This is a genomic window from Bradyrhizobium sp. UFLA05-89, assembly GCF_059803475.1.
This window is the reverse complement of sequence record NZ_JBANBA010000012.1, coordinates 55,942-74,321: the sequence shown is the minus strand read 5'-3', so window position 1 is coordinate 74,321 and position 18,380 is coordinate 55,942. Positions and strand designations below refer to the sequence as shown.

Sequence of the window (18,380 nt, the reverse complement as noted above, 5' to 3'; positions counted from 1 at the left end):
GCGAAAACTCCCTCTAATAGCCGAATGCGCGCGGCAACGCGGTCGAGATCGACGGCACGAAGGCGATCACGAGCAGGCAGAGCATCAACAGCCCGAGATACCCCATGATCGGCTTCACCGTCCGCTCGATCGGCACATTGCCGATCAGGCAGGCACCGTAAAGACCGAGCCCGAGCGGCGGCGCGAACAGGCCGATGCCCATCGCGATCACCAGCACGACGCCGAAATGCAGGGGATCGATGCCGAGCTGGACCGCGACCGGCAAGAGCAGCGGCCCGAAGATGATCAGCGCGGCCGCGCCCTCCAGCACCGAGCCCATCACGATCAGGACGAGGATCGCGAGCAGCATGAACAGCCAGACGCCGGAGGTCTTGGACAGGCCCAGCATGAAATCGCCGACCGCGTGCGGGACCTGCTGCAAGGTCAGCGTGAAGGCGAGCGACTGAGCGGCAGCGACGATGAAGAGCACGAGCCCGGCGCGTGTCGCCGCCTGCACGAAACTGTGCGCGGCGGCTTTCAGCGTGAGCTCGCGGAACACGAGGCTGCCGACCAGGACGGCATACACCGCGGCGAAGGCGGAGATCTCGGTTGCGGTGGCAAAGCCGGTCTTGAAACCGGTGAAGATCATGAAGATCAGGCCGAAGGATGCGATCGCACCGCTCCAGAGGCCAGAGACGGGAATCTGCGGCTCGAGATCCTCGGCCTCAGTCGACGCCGCCGGCTTGCCGAAAATGATGGACACGGCGATCAGCACCAGCGCCATGAGGGCCGCCGGCAGCAGGCCCGCCATGAACAGGCCGCCGATCGAGAGGTTCGCGACGAAGCCGAGGATGATCAGGTTGATGCAGGGCGGAATGGTTTCGGCCATCACGGCGGAGGCCGCGAGCAGTGCCACTGCGCTGCCCGGATTCTGCCGCGAGCGGCGCGCCGCCGGGATCAGCACCGAGCCGACCGCGGCGACATCGGCCATCTTCGACCCGGAAATGCCGGAGAACAGCACCATCGAGGTGACCATCACGACGTTGAGGCCGCCGCGCATGCGGCCGACCGCGCGCTGCAACAGCTCGATCAGGCGTACCGACATGCCGTTGGCTTCCATGAGGTAGCCGACCAGGATGAAGAAGGGGATCGCGAGCAGCACGAAATTGTCGATGCCGCGCGCCATCTGCTGGGCGAAGATGACGCCGGGCAGCGCGCCCTCCACCCAGATGAAGAGCAACGCCGCCAGTGCCAGCGCAAAGCCGATCGGCAGGCCGCCGAACAGCGTGACGAAGAAGCCGATCAGCATCAGCGTGCCCGACGACGGCACCGACGCGGGCAGCAGCGCGTCCCAGGCGAGATAGAGGCCGGTGACGATGACGATCGCAAAGAGACCCTTGGCGATCTCGGAAAGCGGCCTTGCGCAAAGCTGGTCGATCGCGAACACGGTCATGAAAAGCGCGCCGACGCCCATCGGATAGAACGTCAGCTCGAGCGGCAGCCCGGATCCCGTGGTCTGGCCCGTGGTCAGCGTCCCCAGCTTGATCGCATTGTAGGCGACATAGGCCGAGATCAGCACGATCAGCAGCGCACTCGCGGCATCGACCAGCGCCCGAAGCCGCGGAGCCAGCATGTCGCGGAAAAAGGACACGCCGACATTCTCACCGCGCGCGAGCGCGCTCGCCGCGCCGAAGAAGGCCGATCCGACCATCAGACCGCGCGCGACGTCGTCGGACCATTCGACCGGCGCATTGAAGAGGAAGCGCAGCAGCACCGAGATGCAGACCACCACGAGGTCAGCGGCCAGCAGGATGGCCGCGACCCCGTCGCTCACGCGCAGCAAAAGGGCGATGCTCCCGCGGCGGCCGCCTGAGAGGGACGCGGCGGCGGTCATCGTCATCTCAGGCCTGGGTCGCGCGGATCATGTCGATGACAGGCTTGGATTCAGGCCGCGCCTTGATGAAGTTATCGGTCTGCGGCATGACGCGCTTCCTGAACGCTTCGCGGTCGCATTCGGCCACCGTCACGCCCTTCTCGGTCAGCGCCGCCAGCGCCTCCTTCTCGACCGCAAGCCCGTGCGTACGCGTGTCGGCCGCGGCCTTCTTCGCAGCATCGAGAAAGCCGTCGCGCAGCTTCGGATCCATGCGGTTGTAGGTCATGTCACTGAAGTAGATCGCGAGCGGCGAGAAGTTGTGCTGCGTCAACGCATAAAACTTTGCCGTTTCGAAGAACTTGCTGGCGAGGATGGTCGGTGGGTCGTGCTCGAGCCCGTCGAGCACGCCGGCCTGTAGCGCCGTGTAGATTTCGCCAAACGCCAGCGGCGTCGCCGCTGCGCCCATCAATCGCAGGCATTCCGTGATGACGGGATTGGGCAGTGTCCTGATCTTCAGGCCCGCGAGATCCTCGGGCGTCTTCACCGGCTTCTTCGCGAGCACGCTGCGCGAGCCGAAATTATACGCCCAGGCGATGATGCGGATGTTGGCGCCCTTGAGCAGCGCATCCTCGATCGGCTTGGCGGCGCCGGCATCGAACGCCTTGGTCTGCTGCGGGAAGCTCGCAAAGAGATAGCCGAGGTCGAAGGTGCCGACGAGCGGCACCAGATTGGCCGAGATCGACGAGCCTGACACCATCAGGTCGATGACGCCGAGCTTCACCGAATTGATGACGTCGATTTCCTGGCCCAGCTGGTTGTCAGGGAAGAAGGCGACCTCGACCTGCTCACCGAGGCCGTTGGCCTTCAGTTGCTTGACCAGATTGTCGTAATAGACACGGCCGTTGGCAAATTTGGGATCGTTGGGCAGCGACGAGGAGCATTTCAGCTTCAATGTCGCGGCTTCGGCTCGGCCGATGATGGCGGGAGAGAAGACGAGGCCGGCGGTTATCGCCGTCGAGGACTTGATGAACGCGCGACGGCTCACTGGCACAATTGTCATGGTGCTCTCTCTCCCCAAGTCTTTTTTATTCGTGCCACGGTCGTTGCCGCAGCCGTCTGTCGGACTGTAGGACCAAAGCGACAAAGCAGGCAAGGGTAGCGGACCATCGGCGGGGGTCGCGGCAATCGTGAGCACGTCGGTAGAACGACGCGCGATTGGCCTATGTTTGCAGCCGTTTCCAGCGGGCCGCGCGATGAACGGTACGGCGTTCAGCCAGGCCCATAATCGATCGATCCAATTCGGGTATGGATCGATGCAGAAGTCATATTGGTTGCGATCGGGCTCTCGCTGCTCGCGCAACGAAACGCGAAAAAGGCTGCGGGATGTCATCCCGCAGCCTTTGTCGCTCAATCAGTACTTGCAATCAGTCCTGGCAATCAGTCCTGGCAATAGGTCCTGGCGAACGGCGTCAGCGCGAATGCGCGCCGCTCAACTCGCCGAGCGCGGCGTCCTGGCGCGAGGGGCGAAGCGCATAGGCGCCGTCGCCGAGCAGCGCCTGCGCAAACAGCGCGATGGCCCAGAAGGCCGGGAATTCCCAGCCGCCCTTCGGATTGGTGAAGAAGAAGCCGGCGGCGCCGTGAACGGTGAAGATGGCGCCGAGCAGGATCGGAATGCCGGCGAGCGCGGCGTAGCGGGTCCAGACGCCGAGAATCAGGGCGATGCCGCTCAGCACCTCAACCGTCATCACGAGATAGGCGAGTTCCGGCGGAAAGCCGAGGCTGCCGAAGAACTTTGCTGTCCCGGCCGGGGTAAAGACGAAAAACTTCAAGCTGGCATGGGCGAGAAACAGCGCCCCCAGTGTCACGCGCAACACCAGCGCCGCATAGGGCGCGGTACGGGAATCGATCATAGCAGTCTCCTTTGATGGCCCGCCTTATGATCTATTCTCAATTTGGTGATAATCTGCTATTTTGGAACAATAGTTCACACCCAGAGAGTGAGATCATTGCTTGACCGCCTGACCAGCCTGGAAGTCTTCGCGAAGGTGGCGGCGGTCGGCAGCCTCACCGGCGCCGCGCGCGCGATGGGCCTGTCGCAGACCATGGTCACCAAGCACGTTGCGTCGCTTGAAGCCCGCCTCGGCATCAAGCTGTTCCATCGCACCACGCGGCGACTGTCGATCACCGAGGCCGGACGCAGCTATCTCGAATCCTCCGAGCGTATCCTGGCCGACATGGAGACTGCCGACGCCGCGGTCACCGCCGAACGGGTCGAGCCGCGCGGCCTGCTCCGCGTCAACGTGCCGGTGGTGTTCGGCACACGGCAGATCGCGCCGCTGCTCGGTGATTTTGCCGAGCGCTATCCCAAGGTCACGGCAGAGCTCGGGCTCAACGACCGGCTGGTCGATCTCGCCGAGGAAGGCTGGGACCTCGCGATCCGCATCGGGCGCCTACGCGACTCCAGCATGGTGGCGCGGCGCTTGGCACCGAACCGTCTCGTCGTGTGCGCCGCGCCGTCTTACCTCGCCAAACATGGCACGCCGCGTACCGTCGCCGACCTCGCTGCCCATAACTGCCTTGGCTACACGCTGTCGCAGCAGGCGAGCGCCGCCGAGTGGCTGTTCGGCGCGGATGGCGAGATCCGCGTCCAGGTGAGCGGCAACCTCCGCGCCAACAATGGCGATGCGCTGCGCGCCGCGAGCCTCGCCGGCCTGGGCCTGGCGCGGCAGCCGACCTTCATCGTCGCCGATGATTTGCGCGCCGGAACCCTGGTGGCGCTGCCGCTCGACCAGCCGGAGGTCCAGTCGTCGGCGGTGCATGCGGTCTATCTGCCCGATCGGCGGCCGCCGGCGAAGGTCCGCGCCTTCATCGATTTCCTGGCGGCGCGCTTTTCGCCGGAGCCGCCCTGGGATCGTGGCCTGTTCTGACGACGCCACCACGTGAGGGGCGCCCCTGGGCAAGAGAACTGCCCAATTTGCCGCACATCCCAGAGTGAGCTAGCGCACAGACTCAGTCTTGGTACGCGGCTAGACAAGCTGTCACCCTCGCGCGCATTGCCGATGGAGGTGACTTCATGCGCCGTCCCGCCCTTTGCCATTTGTTTCTTGCGTCCAGCCTTCTCGTTCTTTTCCAGCTCATCACACTGACGTACGCCTCCGCCGAAACGCGGCTCGCGCTCGTGATCGGTCAGTCCGCCTATCGCGCAGTGCCCGAACTGCCCAACGCCGCCAACGACGCCAAGGGCATGACGGAGCTGCTCGGCAGCGCCGGGTTCGACGTCACCACCGCGCCCAATCTGGCGCAGAACGAGATGCGCCAGACGATCAGCGATTTCGCCGGCAAGGTCAGCGCCAGCGGCGCCGAAACGGTCGCGCTGGTGTTCTATGCCGGCCACGGCCTGCAGATCGACGGCGAGAACTATCTGGTGCCGGTCGATCTCGATCCGAAGCGCGAGGCCGACATTCCCTTGCAGGGCGTGCGGCTGAACGACCTGCTCAACACACTGGGCGCACTGCCGACGCGCGCGCGCATCTTCATGCTCGATGCCTGTCGCAACAATCCCTTCCCGGCACTTAGCGGCGCCGGCCACGGGCTTGCGATCGTCGACACCAAGGCCGGCGCGCCAGGCACCTTCATTTCCTACTCGACCTCACCCGGCGCGGAAGCCGAGGACGGCTCCGGCGTCGACAGTCCCTACACCACGGCGACGCTGACGATCACCAAGCAGCCGAACCTGCCGATCGAGGAAGTCTTCAAGCGCATCCGCGTCGCCGTCGCCCAGTCGACGGACGGCCGGCAGATCCCGTGGGAAAGCTCGTCGCTGACGGCCGACTTCAAGTTCTTCGGCGACGGCAGCGGTCAGCCGCCTTCCGTTCCCGGTGCGGGTTCGCCGACACTGGCCAGCGCGAGCCGCACCGTCGAGGACTGGCGTCAGGAGTTGCGGGGCAAGGAGCCCAAGGTCGCCTATGATCTCGTGATCGCCGACGACACCGTCGCCGCGTACCAAGCCTATGTCGAGCTGTTCGCGCAGGCACCTGCCACTCCGCGCCTGCGCACGATCCTGGAGCGACGGCGCCAGATGCTGGCCTGGGAGCTGGCGGTCGCGATCAACACCCGCGCCTCGTACGAGACGTATCTCACGAACTGGAGCAGCAGCGACCTCGCGGCAACCGCGCGCAGGCTGCTGCTGCGCGTGCAGAACCGCAACTACGGGCCGACGGCTGCGGCCGTCGCAGTACCGGTCGCCGTCGCGATGGCGCCGACCTGCCCGTGCTCGACGCCGTCGACACCGGCGACGCCGATCAACCCGATCGTCGCGCCGATCATCAAGAAACGCGTCGACGACGCGCCGCCGAAGAGGAAGGTCGTCGACACCCCCAAGCGCAAGCCGCCGCCGGACGAGGTCGTGGTCGATCGCCGTCCGCCGCCGCCGGACCGCGGTCCACCGCCCGGCGCCATCATGGAAGGCATCGGCATCGGCGTCGGAATTGGCCTCGGCATGGGCATGGGCGGCGGCCGCGGCGGCGAGATGAACCACGGCGATTATCGCAGGTATTAGAGCTCGAGATCGAAAAGGCGCCCGCAGATGCATACAGCGTCTGCGGGCATCTTCATGGGCGCCTGACATCGCCAGATTCCTGTTAGTCTGTTCCCCGCATTGTCGCCGGGGATTCGTATCGATGCCGCATGACGCTGACGCCAAGCCATCCTGGCCGTTGTTCCGCTCGCTCTCGTCCTACCAGGTCGGCCTGCTCCCTGGAGACCTGATGGCGGGCCTGACGCTGGCGGCGATCGCCATCCCCGAGCAGATGGCAACGTCGCGGCTCGGCGGCTTCGCGCCGCAGATCGGCTTCTTCGCCTTCATGGCGGGCTCGCTCGGCTTTGCGCTGCTCGGCAGCAACCGCTTCCTGTCCTGCGGCGCCGATTCCACGATCACGCCGATCTTCGCCGGCGGCCTTGCCGCGGCCGCCGCGACCGGCTCGCCGGAATATCAATCGCTTGCGATCGCGCTCGCGCTGATGGTCGGCGCGATGCTGGTCGCGAGCGGTATCTTCCGGCTTGGCGGCATCGCCAATCTGTTGTCGGTGCCGGTGATGGTGGGCTTCCTCGCCGGCATCTCCGTCCACATCATCGTCTCGCAACTGCCGGGCGTGCTCGGCGTGGAGGCGCCAGGCGGACCGACGCTCGACCGCATCGGCACGCTGGCGCGCGAGCTCGGCCGGTCCAATCCCTACACGATCTTTATCGGCTTCGGCGTGCTCGCCGTCGTCTTCCTCGCCGAGGCGATCAGCCCCAAGATTCCCGGAGCGCTGATCGGACTCGTCGGCGCAACGCTCGCGGTGATCGGGGCCGGGCTCGAAGCCAAAGGCGTGAAGGTGGTCGGCACAGTCCCGGGCACGTTGCCGATGCCGACCTTGCCGGAGCTTGCCCCCGAGGCGTGGGTGCGCCTCGTTCCGCTGGCCTTCGTGGTCACCGTCGTCGTGATGGTCCAAACCGCAGCGACGACGCGATCGTTTCCCTCCGATCCCGACAAGCCCGCCGACGTCGACCGCGATTTCCTCGGCGCCGGCGCCGGCAGCCTTCTTGCGGGCGTGTTCGGCGCGTTTCCGGTCAATGCCAGCCCGCCGCGCACGGGCATCGTGGTCGAGACCGGCGGGCGGTCGCAACTGTCGGGGCTTGCCGCGGCGCTGATCGTGCTGGCGCTGCTCGCGTTCGGGACCGGCCTGTTGCAGCACGTGCCGGATGCAGCGCTCGGCGGCATCCTGCTGTTCGTGGCGCTGCGGATCATTCGCGTGAAGCAGATCGCGACCATCTATCGCCAGTCCTTCAGCGAGTTCCTGCTGATCCTTGCGACCGCAGCGCTGATCATCGTGCTGCCGATCCAGCAGGGTGCGTTCCTCGGCATCGTGCTCTCGCTGCTGCACGGCATCTGGAGCACGACGCGCGCCAAACTCGTCGAGTTCGATCGCGTGCCGGGCACCACGATCTGGTGGCCGACCCACCCGCATATCCCGGGCGAACGCCTTCCCGACGTCGCCGTGATCGGATTGCAGGCGCCACTGTCGTTCCTCAATGCGCCCGGTTTCCGCAACGACGTTGCGGACCTGCTGAAGACCTCGACGCCAAAACTCCTGGTGCTGGAGGCAAGCGGCATGGTCGAGATCGACTTCACCGCGGCGCAGGCTCTGCTGGAGATCTTCAGGGCGTGCAGCGAACAGGGCGTCAGCGTCGCAGTGGCGCGGCTGGAATCGGTGCGGGCGCAGAACGCGTTCGAGCGTTTTGCGCTGTTCGACATCCTGCCACGGCAGCATGTCTTCCACAGCGTCGACGAAGCCATCCACGCGCTGGCAAAGCAATGAATTCGGCACGCTAGCCCAGCGCCGGATAATCCCGGCGGATCGCTTCCCTGACCCAGGCGGTCTGCACGGCGCGGTTCAATATCTGAGCCGTCTCGACATCGTTGGCCTTCATGCAGAGCTCCACGATCCGCCGAACGGCGTCGTCGCGCATGAGATCGTCAGACATCTTCATTGCGATTCCCATCGCGGCTCTTGCGGCACGCTGATAGCGTTCGCTCTCGTGCTTCCTCTGTTTCTGCACCGATTTTTCACGATTGTCGGGGCGCGCGGCAAAGTCGCCGATCAGCTCGGCGCTCGCAGTCGCGGACTGGCAAATATTCCGGATCCGGTCGGCGGCCTCAATGTCGCCGATCGGGCCCGAAACCGGCTCGTCCCAGATGTCTCCGGGCTTTTGTCGCGCTAACCACTTCATCGCTCTACCCGTGGCCTTCAGACACCCCCCAGCATATTGAACTCGACCGCGCTCGGCGAGACGGTTTTTCCCGCCACGCCTTTGGCTTGCGACGCGCTCAGGACGTCCGACGCGGACCGATCGCCTCGAATTGCGCCTTCTGCTCGTCATTGAGCGTCGCATAGAAATCCTCAAGCGCTGATCGCACCGACTTGACGCCGTCGAGCATCACATCGAGCCGCTTGCGGATCGCAGCCATGCGCGCCGGCGGCGTCATCACGTCGCTGGGCTGGCAGGCCGCCTTGAGCGATGCGCTGACCTTGGCGCTGGTATCCTGGAGCACTTGCAACGCGCCGCGCTGGGTGTCGTCGGGGTGAAGCCTCGCTTCGATTTCTGCGCCTGGCCAATCGAGCCCAACAGGCGTACCGCAATTCTGCACGAGCGATGCATTGGCGTTGCTTGAAGCCGCTGCGCGGCGCTGGTCTTCGGCCAGCGCATTGAAGCGCGCCTTCTGCTCGTCGGTGAGCGCACCGTAGAATTTGTCGAGCGTGGGCTGGACGAGATCGACGGCCTTCGTCATCGCCTCGACGCGCTGCTGCATGGCCGCGAGCCGGCCGGGCGCCGTCGCCGCGACCTGCGTTGGACAGGATGCGCGGATCAACTCGGCGGCCTGGATCGAGGCATTGCCGAGAGCATCGAGATCGGCGCCTTGTGCGTCAGTCGGCTGCACCGCATCCGCGATCTGGTCGATCGGCAGACCGACGATCTCGCGGCGATCGCTGCCGCAGAGTTGATCGAGGCCAACGCCGCGCGGCTGCCGTCGTCCATACGAGCGTTGCGGCAGATAGGTTGCGAGGCCATCATAGCCGTATGGGCCGAAGATGCCGGCATAGATGTCGGGATAGCCGTAGCCCCAGAAGCCGAGACCATCGCCCCAAATGGTGTAGTCGTAGAGATCGTTATAGGCGAACGGCCAGAACAACGGTCCCACCCAGCCATAGAAGCCGCCGGGATGCTGCCACCATCCGCTGCTTGCGCCGTGCCAGCCGGCGAGCGCAGCCGCGGCTGCGATCTGGGCCCGCGCCGCCGGATTGCTGATCAGCCGACCGTTGCGGAAGGCACTGGAGTGGACGTTCAGCGCGTTGCGGAAGTTTGCAGGGCGCACTGCCGCATTGCGGATCTGACCAAAGCTCGAGCGGCCATGTCGGGCACCGGTTGCAAACCGCATCCCGCCGTGATGCCCGCCGAAATGCGCGTGACCGAAACCATGACCGCCGAAATGGCCGCCACCATGATGACCACCGCCATGCCCGCCGCCGCGATGTCCACCACCGTGCCCGCCGCCATGTCCGCCACCATGGCCACCGCCGCCATGTCCGCCCTTCGCCAGCGCCGCGCCCGCCAGCATGCAGGCAAGCACCATTGCGGCAATTCCAATGACCGGTCGCAACATCGCATCCTCCCGAAGGTGCCGCGCCATTGAGGCATCGGAACGTGTCGGGAATTGGAACCGGCCGACTTGCCAAAAGTTCCCGCAGGTGGAGCCCGCGGCGCTACGCCGCCGGCACGATCTTGCCCGGATTGAAGATGTTCTGCGGGTCGAGCGCCTTCTTCAGCGCCCGCATCGCATCCAGCGCCTCGGGACCGAGCTCGGCCTTGAGGTATTTCTGCTTGCCCTGGCCGATGCCGTGCTCGCCAGTGCAGGTGCCGTCCATCGCCTGCGCGCGCTCGACAAGGCGATGCATGAACTCCTCGCCGCGCGCCATCTCGTCTGCGTCGTTGGTGTCGCATACCAGCGAGCAATGGAAATTGCCGTCGCCGACATGGCCGACGATCGGCGACAACAGGTTGAGACGCTTGAGATCTTCCTCGGTCTCGCTGACGCAATCCGCAAGCCGCGAGATCGGCACGCAGACGTCGGTTGCGACCACCCCGATGCTGTCGCCGGGCCGCAGCGCCTTGACGGACCAGTAGGCGTCGTGCCGCGCCTGCCACAGTTTTGTGCGATCCTCGGGTTTGGTGGTCCAGGAGAAATCACCGCCGCCGCAATCCCTGGCGATCTCGCCGAACGCCTTGGACTGCTCGGCGACCTCGATCTCGCTGCCGTGGAATTCGACCAGTAGTAGCGGCGTCTCCGGCAGCGTCAATTTCGAATAGGCGTTGCAAGCCTTCACCTGCGCGGCGTTGAGCAGCTCGATGCGCGCCACGGGAATGCCGGTCTGGATCGCGAGGATCACCGCCTGGCAGGCGCCATGCACCGTTTCAAACGAGACCGCGCCGGCCGCGATCATCTCGGGGATGCCGCGCAGGCGGATGGTGAGCTCCGAGATGATGCCGAGCGTACCTTCGGCGCCGACGAAGAGATGCGTCAGATCGTAACCGGCCGACGACTTCTTCGCGCGCGTGCCGGTCGTGATGATTTCGCCATCGCCGCGCACGACCTTCAGCGCCAGCACGCTCTCGCGTATGGTGCCGTAGCGTACCGCATTGGTGCCTGAGGCGCGCGTCGAGGCCATGCCGCCGAGCGACGCATCCGCGCCGGGATCAATCGGAAAGAACAGGCCCTGGTCGCGCAGATGCTCGTTGAGCGCCTTGCGCGTCACGCCGGGCTCAATCACGCAATCGAGGTCCTCGGCATGCACCGCGAGCACCTTGTTCATGTCGCGCAGGTCGATGCAGATGCCGCCGGCCGGCGCATTCACCTGGCCCTCGAGCGAGGTGCCGGTGCCGAACGCGATCACGGGCACGCCGTTTCCAGCGCAGATCCGCACCACGTCCTGGATGTCTTTGGTCTCCTGCGCCATCACCACGCCATCCGGCGGCTGGTTGGCGAGCCAGGTCGTGGTGTGACCGTGCTGCTCGCGCACGGCCTGCGAGGTGATGAAGCGGTTGCCGAAGCGCGCGGCGAGCGCTTCGAGCGCACTCGCCAGGGCTTTCGGCTCGGGCCGCGGCGGATTATTGGTGATGGTCATACCCACGGACATTCCTCCCGACTCAAGCGCGATGAAATCAGGATGAATCGTCATCGCGCTTTAGCTTGTTGTTTGAGCATGATCCTTTCGGAAAACCGCTGCACACTTTTGCGGATCATGATCTAAGGACCGTGGCAAAGGACATATGACCGGTCAAGTCAAGCGACCGGACGCATGTCGGGAAGAAATTGGCAGGAAGGAAAGATGACCGAGGCAGCCGCCCACGAGCCGAACGCCGAGCCGTTCCGTTCCTCGATCATGCAGATCGAGCCGAAATGGATCGACTATAACGGCCATCTCAACATGGCCTATTACAACGTGATGTTCGACAGGGCGATCGACCAGCTCTGGCTGAAGCTCGGGATCGGGCCGACCTATATGAAGGAACGTCACGGCTCGACCTTCACCGCCGAGTGCCATGTGCGCTATCTGCGCGAGATCCATCTCGGCGATCCCGTGCAGATCTCGGTGTGGCTGCTCGAAGCCGACGACAAGCGGCTGCACACCTTCGAGGAGCTTCGTCACGCGACCGAGGGCTGGCTGTCGGCGACTTCCGAAAACATGTCACTGCACATGGACATGACCTCGCGAAAAGTGGCGCCCTTCCCGGCCGACATTCGCGAAAACATCGCCTCCGTGGTCAAGGACCACAGCGCAGTAACGCGGCCTGAGGGCATCGGGAGAAACGTCGCGATGCCCTCGAAGCGGTAGTGCCTTAGAATGCTGTAACTCCTCATCCTGAGGAGCCCGCGAAGCGGGCGTCTCGAAGGATGCAGGTCAACAGTCGGGCCTCATGGTTCGAGACGCGCTTCGCGCTCCTCACCATGAGGGGCTTGTCACGCTAGACCCTGGTGCGGCCGCGGGCCAATCCGACCACGGCCGAGACCAGGAACAGCACGACCGCAATGAAGAAGATGACCTTGGCGATTTCGATCGAAGCGCCGGCGATGCCGCCGAAGCCCAGGATACCGGCGATCAGTGCGATAACCAGAAACGTCACAACCCAGCCAAGCATGGTCAAAACCTCCGTCTCGATGTTTGTCTTCCGATCGGCACGGCCTCGCGCCACGCCTCGTTTGCAAAGACAATCTCGACCTCGAAACGAAGGTTCCGGGCTGACAGGGGCGGAAATTCGCTGAGCGGACTGGAACAAATCGGCCCTCTGCGTACGTGGAAAACCCCTCGCCGCCGCCCCATATAGGGGCTAATCCCTGTTATGAAGGCTCCCTTCCGCCACCCCGCGGTGCCATCGTGGGGCCACTGATTCGCATGACCGAGCCGAGCAAAATCACCTCTCACAGCGTTCCCGACCACCAGCCCGCGGCCGGCGGCATTGCCGCGCGCGCCCGTGCCTCGGTGGGCCCGAAATATCTGGCCGGCCTCAATCCCGAGCAGCGCGACGCGGTGGAGACGCTGGACGGCCCCGTGCTGGTGCTCGCCGGCGCCGGCACCGGCAAGACGCGCGTGCTCACCACGCGCATCGCCCATATCCTGAGCCAGGGCCGCGCGCGCCCCGGCGAGATCCTGTCGGTGACCTTCACCAACAAGGCCGCGCGCGAGATGAAGCACCGGCTCGGCCAGATGCTGGGACAGGCGGTCGAGGGCATGCCGTGGCTCGGCACCTTCCACTCGATCGGCGGCCGGATCCTGCGGACGCACGCCGAGCTCGCACAGCTCAAGTCGAATTTCACCGTGCTCGATGTCGACGATCAGGTCCGGCTGTTGAAGCAGCTCCTGCAAGCCGAGAACATCGACGACAAGCGCTGGCCCGCGCGCATGCTGGCCGGCCTGATCGACGGCTGGAAGAACCGCGGGCTTAGCCCGGCGCAGGTGCCATCGGGCGAAGCCGCGATGTTCGCCAACGGCAAGGGCGGCAAGCTCTATGCGAGCTACCAGGAGCGGCTGAAGATCTTGAACGCCGCCGATTTCGGCGATCTGCTGCTGGAGAACATCCGCATCTTCCGCGAGCACCCGGATATCCTGCGGCAGTACCAGCAGCGCTTCAAGTACATCCTGGTCGACGAATATCAGGACACCAACGTCGCGCAGTATCTGTGGCTGCGATTGTTGTCGCCGGCGCCTTCAGCAACCAGGGCCGTCATTCCGGGGCGCGTCGAAGACGCGAACCACGACATGCAAATGCACGTCGGGGAATCTCCTGATGAGTCCACGGATCGAGATTCCGGGTTCGATGCTGCGCATCGCCCCGGAACGACGGTTACTCCTGCGACTCACGTCAAAAACATCTGCTGCGTCGGCGACGACGACCAGTCGATCTATGGCTGGCGCGGCGCGGAGGTCGACAACATCCTGCGCTTCGAGCACGATTTTCCCGGCGCCAAGGTCATCCGGCTCGAACGCAATTACCGCTCGACCGGCCACATCCTCGCCGCCGCCTCGCATCTGATCGCGCACAACGAAGGCCGGCTCGGCAAGACGCTGCGCACCGAGGACGAGGACGGCGAGAAGGTCACGGTCACCGGCGCCTGGGATTCGGAAGAGGAAGCCCGCGGCATCGGCGAGGAGATCGAGCAGCTCCAGCGCCAGGGCGAGAAGCTCAACGAGATCGCGATCCTGGTCCGCGCGTCCTACCAGATGCGCGAGTTCGAAGATCGTTTCGTCACGCTCGGCCTGCCCTACCGCGTGATCGGCGGCCCGCGCTTCTATGAGCGCGCCGAAATCCGCGACGCGCTGGCCTACCTGCGCGTCATCAACTCGCCGGCGGACGATCTCGCCTTCGAGCGCATCGTCAACACGCCCAAGCGCGGGCTTGGCGATGCCACGGTGCAGATGCTGCACGATCATGCCCGCAAGCGCCGCATTCCGTTGTTCGAGGCGGCGCGCGCCGTGGTCGAGACCGACGAATTGAAGCCGAAGGCGCGTGGCTCCTTGCGCGATCTCGTCACGCAATTCGACCGCTGGCGCGCCCAGCGCGAGGTGACCACGCATACTGATCTCGCGCAGATCGTGCTCGACGAGAGCGGCTATACCGAGATGTGGCAGAAGGACCGCTCCGCGGATGCCGCGGGCCGGCTCGAAAACCTCAAGGAGCTGGTGCGCTCGATGGAAGAGTTTGAGAACCTGCAAGGGTTCCTCGAGCACATCTCGCTGGTGATGGATCGCGACGGCGGCGCTGAGGAAGATGCGGTATCGCTCATGACGCTGCATTCGGCCAAGGGGCTCGAGTTCGACAACGTGTTCCTGCCGGGCTGGGAGGAAGGCCTGTTCCCGAGCCAGCGTACCCTGGACGAACAGGGCCGCGCCGGTCTCGAGGAAGAGCGCCGGCTCGGCCATGTCGGCCTGACCCGCGCCCGGCGTCGCGCAAAGCTTTATTTCGCGACCAACCGCCGGATCCATGGCACCTGGTCGACCACGATTCCCTCGCGCTTCCTCGACGAATTGCCGGCGGCCAATGTCGAGATCACGGAATCCAAGGGCGGCTCGGCCTGGGGCGGCACCGGCGGCTACGGCGCCTCGCGCTTCGATGACATGGAAGCCTTCGGCTCCAGCTATTCGACGCCGGGCTGGCAGCGCGCCCAGGCGAATCGCAATCGTGGCCAGGGCGGCCGCAACGGCGGCGGACGCGGCGGCCTCGAGGAAGAGCCCTCGCCGTTTTCCTCCGCGCCCGATTTCGGCGGCAGTTTTTCATCGCGCCGGCGCGGCCCGATGACGATCGAGGGCGAGCTGGTGGCAAAATCGACCGGCACGACGTCGGAATTCTCGATTGGCGACCGCGTCTTCCACCAGAAATTCGGCTACGGCCGCGTCGCCAAGATCGACGGCAACAAGCTCACCATCGCCTTCGACAAGGCCGGCGAGAAGAAGGTCGTGGACAGTTTTGTGCAGCGGGCATGAGACCGCGCCCTGTTGCGGCGGCGTTACGCCGCCAGCTTTCCTTGCTCCGCGCCCCTTGACCCTGGCGAACTTCCCCGTATCAGATGCGGCCATGGCCCGGGGCTTCATCACACTCGCCGTCCTTGCATTTGGCATGCCGTCGCTTGCGGCAGCCGAGACGATGAGCTTTGGCGATGCGATCGGCATGCTGGCCAAGAGCTGCGGTGCGGAGATCGTGGCCAATTGCCGCGGCGTGAACCCTGATTCGACGCGACTGAAGGAATGCTTGTCGCGTAACCGCGACGTGCTGTCACCGCAGTGCCAGACCGCTTACCTCGCGGCCTTCGACGCGATCCAGAAGCGTGTCGCCGCGCGCGTGACCGCGGCGAACGCCTGCCAGCGCGAGATCGTCAAGGTGTGCGGCGGCTCGACCAAGGAGACCAGCAAGTCGATCCCCTGCCTGATCTCGACGCCCAAGGGCATCAGCAACAACTGCCTGAAGGCGGTGGACGACGCGGGGTATCGCTGATGCGCCCGGCTCGACTCAGCCTGCAATCGATCGGCCTCGCTCTGGCGCTCGCGGCAGGACCTGTGGGCGCACAGACGGCGCCGCCGACACGGGACGACATCGTCGCCAAGCTCAACCATTTTGAGCAGGCACCCGATCTCGACCTCGCGGCGCTGAAGCAGCAGGTGATGGAGCGGGCCAAGACGCGGATCAAGAATGATCCGGGTCCGGTGAATCGCCCGCTGATCGCGCCTGACCTTGCGAGCCTGCCGGCCTTCAATACGCCGATCCAGTTCGACGACGACACGCCGATCATCCAGCCCTCGTCCTACCAGACGGTCGGCCGCACCGCGGATGCGCTGGTTCACGCCTCGCTGCTGCCCTACACCTTCCTGATCGTCGGCCACGTCGAATCCAATTCGAAGACACGGGAAGCCAATGCGATCCTGAGCCAGCGCCGCGCGGATGCGATCCGCGATGTGCTCGTCAACACGTTCAAGATTTCTGCCAAGCGCATCCAGTCGATCGGCCTTGGCGAGGAGCAATTCCTCGACCGTGCGCGTCCGACCTCGGCAGCGAACGGGCAGTTGCAGATCCTGACGCTTGCCAAGCTCCCCGAGGAGCAGGCCAGCCAGCCAGCCGCGCCCAAACCTGCGGCACCGGCCAAGAAGCCGGCAAAAAAACGCTAATTGATCGCATCTGGCAGCGCTCGGAACCCTTTGAGCCCCTGACTGTTTTTTGCGCGTACGCCGCCTCGAATACCTGCTCTGCGCGACAAATGCGCCGGTTTGTGCGGGGGACGAGCAGATGCTATAGGCTTGTCGCTTCCTCCGACCAGCATCCTCAGTGAGACCAAGATGGGTGGCTTTTTTCAACGCCAACTTGCCGTTTATGTCGAGTACCATCGCGATCCGCGGAACACGGCGATGCATGTCATCGGTATCCTTTTGCTGTTCACGGGCGCTGTAATGCCACTGACGCTGGTGAACGTCCCGCTGTTCGGATTCGAGTTCAGTCTTGCGCTGATTCTGGCGTTGCCGGTCCTCATCTATTGGCTGCTGCTGGATGTGGCGCTCGGGACCGGCATTCTGGCCGTGTCGATCGTGCTGTTTTCAATCGCGACGACCATTGCGGCGCAAGTCAGCACCGTCGCGATGTGGGCGATTTTCGCCACGCTGGTCGCGCTCGGCTTCGCCGCGCAGGCGATCGGCCATAAGGTTTTTGAGGGGCGCGAGGCCTCGTTGTTCACCTTTCCGTCTCATCTTTTGCTTGGACCGATGTTTGTAATGGCGAAATTTTTCATTGCGTTGGGTTTTCGTCGTGACCTTGCCGCGATTCTCGCGCCTGTTCCGACCAATTCCCTTTCAACCCGATAAGATTCCAGAGCGGAACAGCAGCAAACCTTCTTCATGGCTCTCGTACTGGTTACCGGTGGCAGCGGTTTCATCGGACATCATCTTGTAGAAGCGCTCCGCGCCAGAGGGCAGCGGGTGCGCGTTCTCGATGTGCGGCCGCCGGCCGCGCCGTGTGCTGACGTCGACTACGTCGCGGGCTCGGTGCTCGACGGCGACGCGGTGGATCGCGCGCTCGCGGGCGTCGATCAGGTCTATCACCTCGCCGGCCTGCCCGGCATGTGGGTCGCCAACAAGCAGGATTTCCACGAGGTCAATTGCCGCGGCACCGAGGTCGTGTTGACGGCGGCGCAACTGCGCGGCGTGTCGCGCTTCCTGCACTGCTCGACGGAATCGATCCTGTTCCCCTATTCGCAGCTCCGCGGCGTCCCGGCCGAGGAGGCGCTGCAGCCGGCCGACGCGATGCCGGGCGCCTATACGCGGTCGAAGTCGCTTGCCGAACATTGCGCGGCAAAGGCCGCGGCGGCGGGCTTCCCGCTCGTCATCGGCACGCCGACCATGCCGATCGGGCCGGTCGATCACAATCTCACGCCGCCCACCGCGATGCTGTGGTACTTCCTGCAAAAGAAGGTGCAGCCGCACATCAACTTCCTCGTCAACCTGGTCGATGTGCGCGATGTCGCCACGGGCCTCGTGCTCGCGATGGAGCGCGGCCGCATCGGGCACCGTTATATTCTCGGCGGCGACTGCGTCCGGCTCGGACAGATCCTGCGCATGATGTCAGTGATCAGCGGCCGCAAGCATTATCCCATCGCAGTGCCCGGCAGGCTCGCCGAGCTTTCGGCGATGATGCTCGAATACATCTCCGACCACGTCACGCACCGGCCGCCCAACGGCACGGGCGAGGGCGTGCGCATCGCGCTTGCCGCCAGCGACCTTTCGATCGACAAGGCGCGTACCGAGCTCGGCTACGCGCCGCGCCCGATCGAGCCGTTGCTGCGCGAAACCATCACCCATCTGCTCGCACGCGGCGGCCTGCAAACGCCGTCCGGCATCGAACGTCACGCGCTCAGCTCGCGCGCGAGCTGAGCCCAAGCCCAAAAGCAAGAACC

17 protein-coding genes are annotated in these 18,380 nt (G+C 65.0%); 10 read left to right on the top strand and 7 right to left on the bottom strand.

The window, feature by feature from the left end; genetic code table 11:
- Positions 1–13 precede the first annotated feature (13 nt).
- The 3 genes from SO139_RS09225 to SO139_RS09215 all read right to left on the bottom strand — a co-directional run bounded on the left by SO139_RS09225 (position 14) and on the right by SO139_RS09215 (position 3,762).
- Positions 14–1,873 (bottom strand): TRAP transporter large permease, encoded by a 1,860-nt coding sequence (locus SO139_RS09225; RefSeq protein ID WP_449379264.1) that lies wholly within the window; start codon positions 1,871–1,873, stop codon positions 14–16.
- A gap of 7 nt (positions 1,874–1,880) precedes the next feature.
- Positions 1,881–2,912: a TRAP transporter substrate-binding protein gene (locus SO139_RS09220; protein WP_449379265.1), complete on the bottom strand. Its 1,032-nt coding sequence runs from the start codon at positions 2,910–2,912 to the stop codon at positions 1,881–1,883.
- Positions 2,913–3,321: 409 nt separating this feature from the next.
- Positions 3,322–3,762 (bottom strand): DoxX family protein, encoded by a 441-nt coding sequence (locus SO139_RS09215; protein ID WP_449379266.1) that lies wholly within the window; start codon positions 3,760–3,762, stop codon positions 3,322–3,324.
- 96 nt (positions 3,763–3,858) lie between these two features.
- On the opposite strand from SO139_RS09215, the gene SO139_RS09210 reads away from it, so the two are divergent.
- From SO139_RS09210 to SO139_RS09200, 3 genes are all read left to right on the top strand, one after another.
- Positions 3,859–4,779 (top strand): LysR family transcriptional regulator, encoded by a 921-nt coding sequence (locus tag SO139_RS09210; protein ID WP_449379267.1) that lies wholly within the window; start codon positions 3,859–3,861, stop codon positions 4,777–4,779.
- Between the two features lie 146 nt (positions 4,780–4,925).
- A complete protein-coding gene (locus SO139_RS09205) occupies positions 4,926–6,410 on the top strand; it encodes a caspase family protein (protein ID WP_498539953.1) in 1,485 nt (494 codons plus the stop codon).
- A 121-nt stretch (positions 6,411–6,531) separates the two neighbouring features.
- Positions 6,532–8,211 carry a SulP family inorganic anion transporter gene (locus SO139_RS09200; RefSeq protein ID WP_449379269.1) on the top strand — a complete coding sequence of 560 codons (1,680 nt, stop codon included), beginning with the start codon at positions 6,532–6,534 and terminating at the stop codon, positions 8,209–8,211.
- A 10-nt stretch (positions 8,212–8,221) separates the two neighbouring features.
- Here the strand turns inward: SO139_RS09200 and SO139_RS09195 are convergent, their stop codons facing one another.
- Both SO139_RS09195 and SO139_RS09190 read right to left on the bottom strand, forming a co-directional pair.
- Entirely contained in the window at positions 8,222–8,623 is a 402-nt protein-coding gene (locus SO139_RS09195) for a hypothetical protein (RefSeq protein WP_449379270.1), read from the bottom strand.
- Between the two features lie 97 nt (positions 8,624–8,720).
- A complete protein-coding gene (locus tag SO139_RS09190; RefSeq protein ID WP_449379271.1) occupies positions 8,721–9,767 on the bottom strand; it encodes a Spy/CpxP family protein refolding chaperone in 1,047 nt (348 codons plus the stop codon).
- A gap of 36 nt (positions 9,768–9,803) precedes the next feature.
- Between SO139_RS09190 and SO139_RS09185 the strand changes: the two genes are divergently transcribed.
- Positions 9,804–10,085 (top strand): hypothetical protein, encoded by a 282-nt coding sequence (locus tag SO139_RS09185; protein WP_449379272.1) that lies wholly within the window; start codon positions 9,804–9,806, stop codon positions 10,083–10,085.
- A 70-nt stretch (positions 10,086–10,155) separates the two neighbouring features.
- On the opposite strand, the gene SO139_RS09180 is transcribed toward SO139_RS09185, so the two are convergent.
- On the bottom strand, positions 10,156–11,580 hold the full coding sequence (locus tag SO139_RS09180) for an FAD-binding oxidoreductase (protein ID WP_449379273.1): 1,425 nt from the start codon (positions 11,578–11,580) through the stop codon (positions 10,156–10,158).
- A 198-nt stretch (positions 11,581–11,778) separates the two neighbouring features.
- On the opposite strand from SO139_RS09180, the gene SO139_RS09175 reads away from it, so the two are divergent.
- Entirely contained in the window at positions 11,779–12,285 is a 507-nt protein-coding gene (locus SO139_RS09175) for a thioesterase family protein (protein WP_449379274.1), read from the top strand.
- A 130-nt stretch (positions 12,286–12,415) separates the two neighbouring features.
- Here the strand turns inward: SO139_RS09175 and SO139_RS09170 are convergent, their stop codons facing one another.
- Complete coding sequence (locus tag SO139_RS09170) at positions 12,416–12,589, bottom strand: DUF1328 domain-containing protein (protein WP_449379275.1); 174 nt, start codon at positions 12,587–12,589, stop codon at positions 12,416–12,418.
- Between the two features lie 254 nt (positions 12,590–12,843).
- Here SO139_RS09170 and SO139_RS09165 point away from each other — a divergent pair, with 254 nt between their 5' ends.
- The 5 genes from SO139_RS09165 (at position 12,844) to SO139_RS09145 (ending at position 18,357) form a co-directional block, all read left to right on the top strand.
- The gene (locus SO139_RS09165; RefSeq protein ID WP_449379276.1) at positions 12,844–15,429 is read left to right on the top strand and encodes an ATP-dependent helicase; all 2,586 of its coding nucleotides are present in this window, start codon (positions 12,844–12,846) and stop codon (positions 15,427–15,429) included.
- Between the two features lie 91 nt (positions 15,430–15,520).
- The gene (locus SO139_RS09160) at positions 15,521–15,937 is read left to right on the top strand and encodes a hypothetical protein (protein ID WP_449379277.1); all 417 of its coding nucleotides are present in this window, start codon (positions 15,521–15,523) and stop codon (positions 15,935–15,937) included.
- Positions 15,937–16,605, top strand: coding sequence for an OmpA family protein (locus tag SO139_RS09155; RefSeq protein ID WP_449379278.1), 669 nt, complete (start codon positions 15,937–15,939; stop codon positions 16,603–16,605). The genes SO139_RS09160 and SO139_RS09155 overlap by 1 nt, the downstream gene beginning before the upstream one ends.
- A 168-nt stretch (positions 16,606–16,773) precedes the next feature.
- The gene (locus SO139_RS09150) at positions 16,774–17,292 is read left to right on the top strand and encodes an Mpo1 family 2-hydroxy fatty acid dioxygenase (protein WP_449379279.1); all 519 of its coding nucleotides are present in this window, start codon (positions 16,774–16,776) and stop codon (positions 17,290–17,292) included.
- A 33-nt stretch (positions 17,293–17,325) separates the two neighbouring features.
- Entirely contained in the window at positions 17,326–18,357 is a 1,032-nt protein-coding gene (locus SO139_RS09145; protein ID WP_449379280.1) for an NAD-dependent epimerase/dehydratase family protein, read from the top strand.
- The last annotated feature ends 23 nt before the right edge of the window (positions 18,358–18,380 follow it).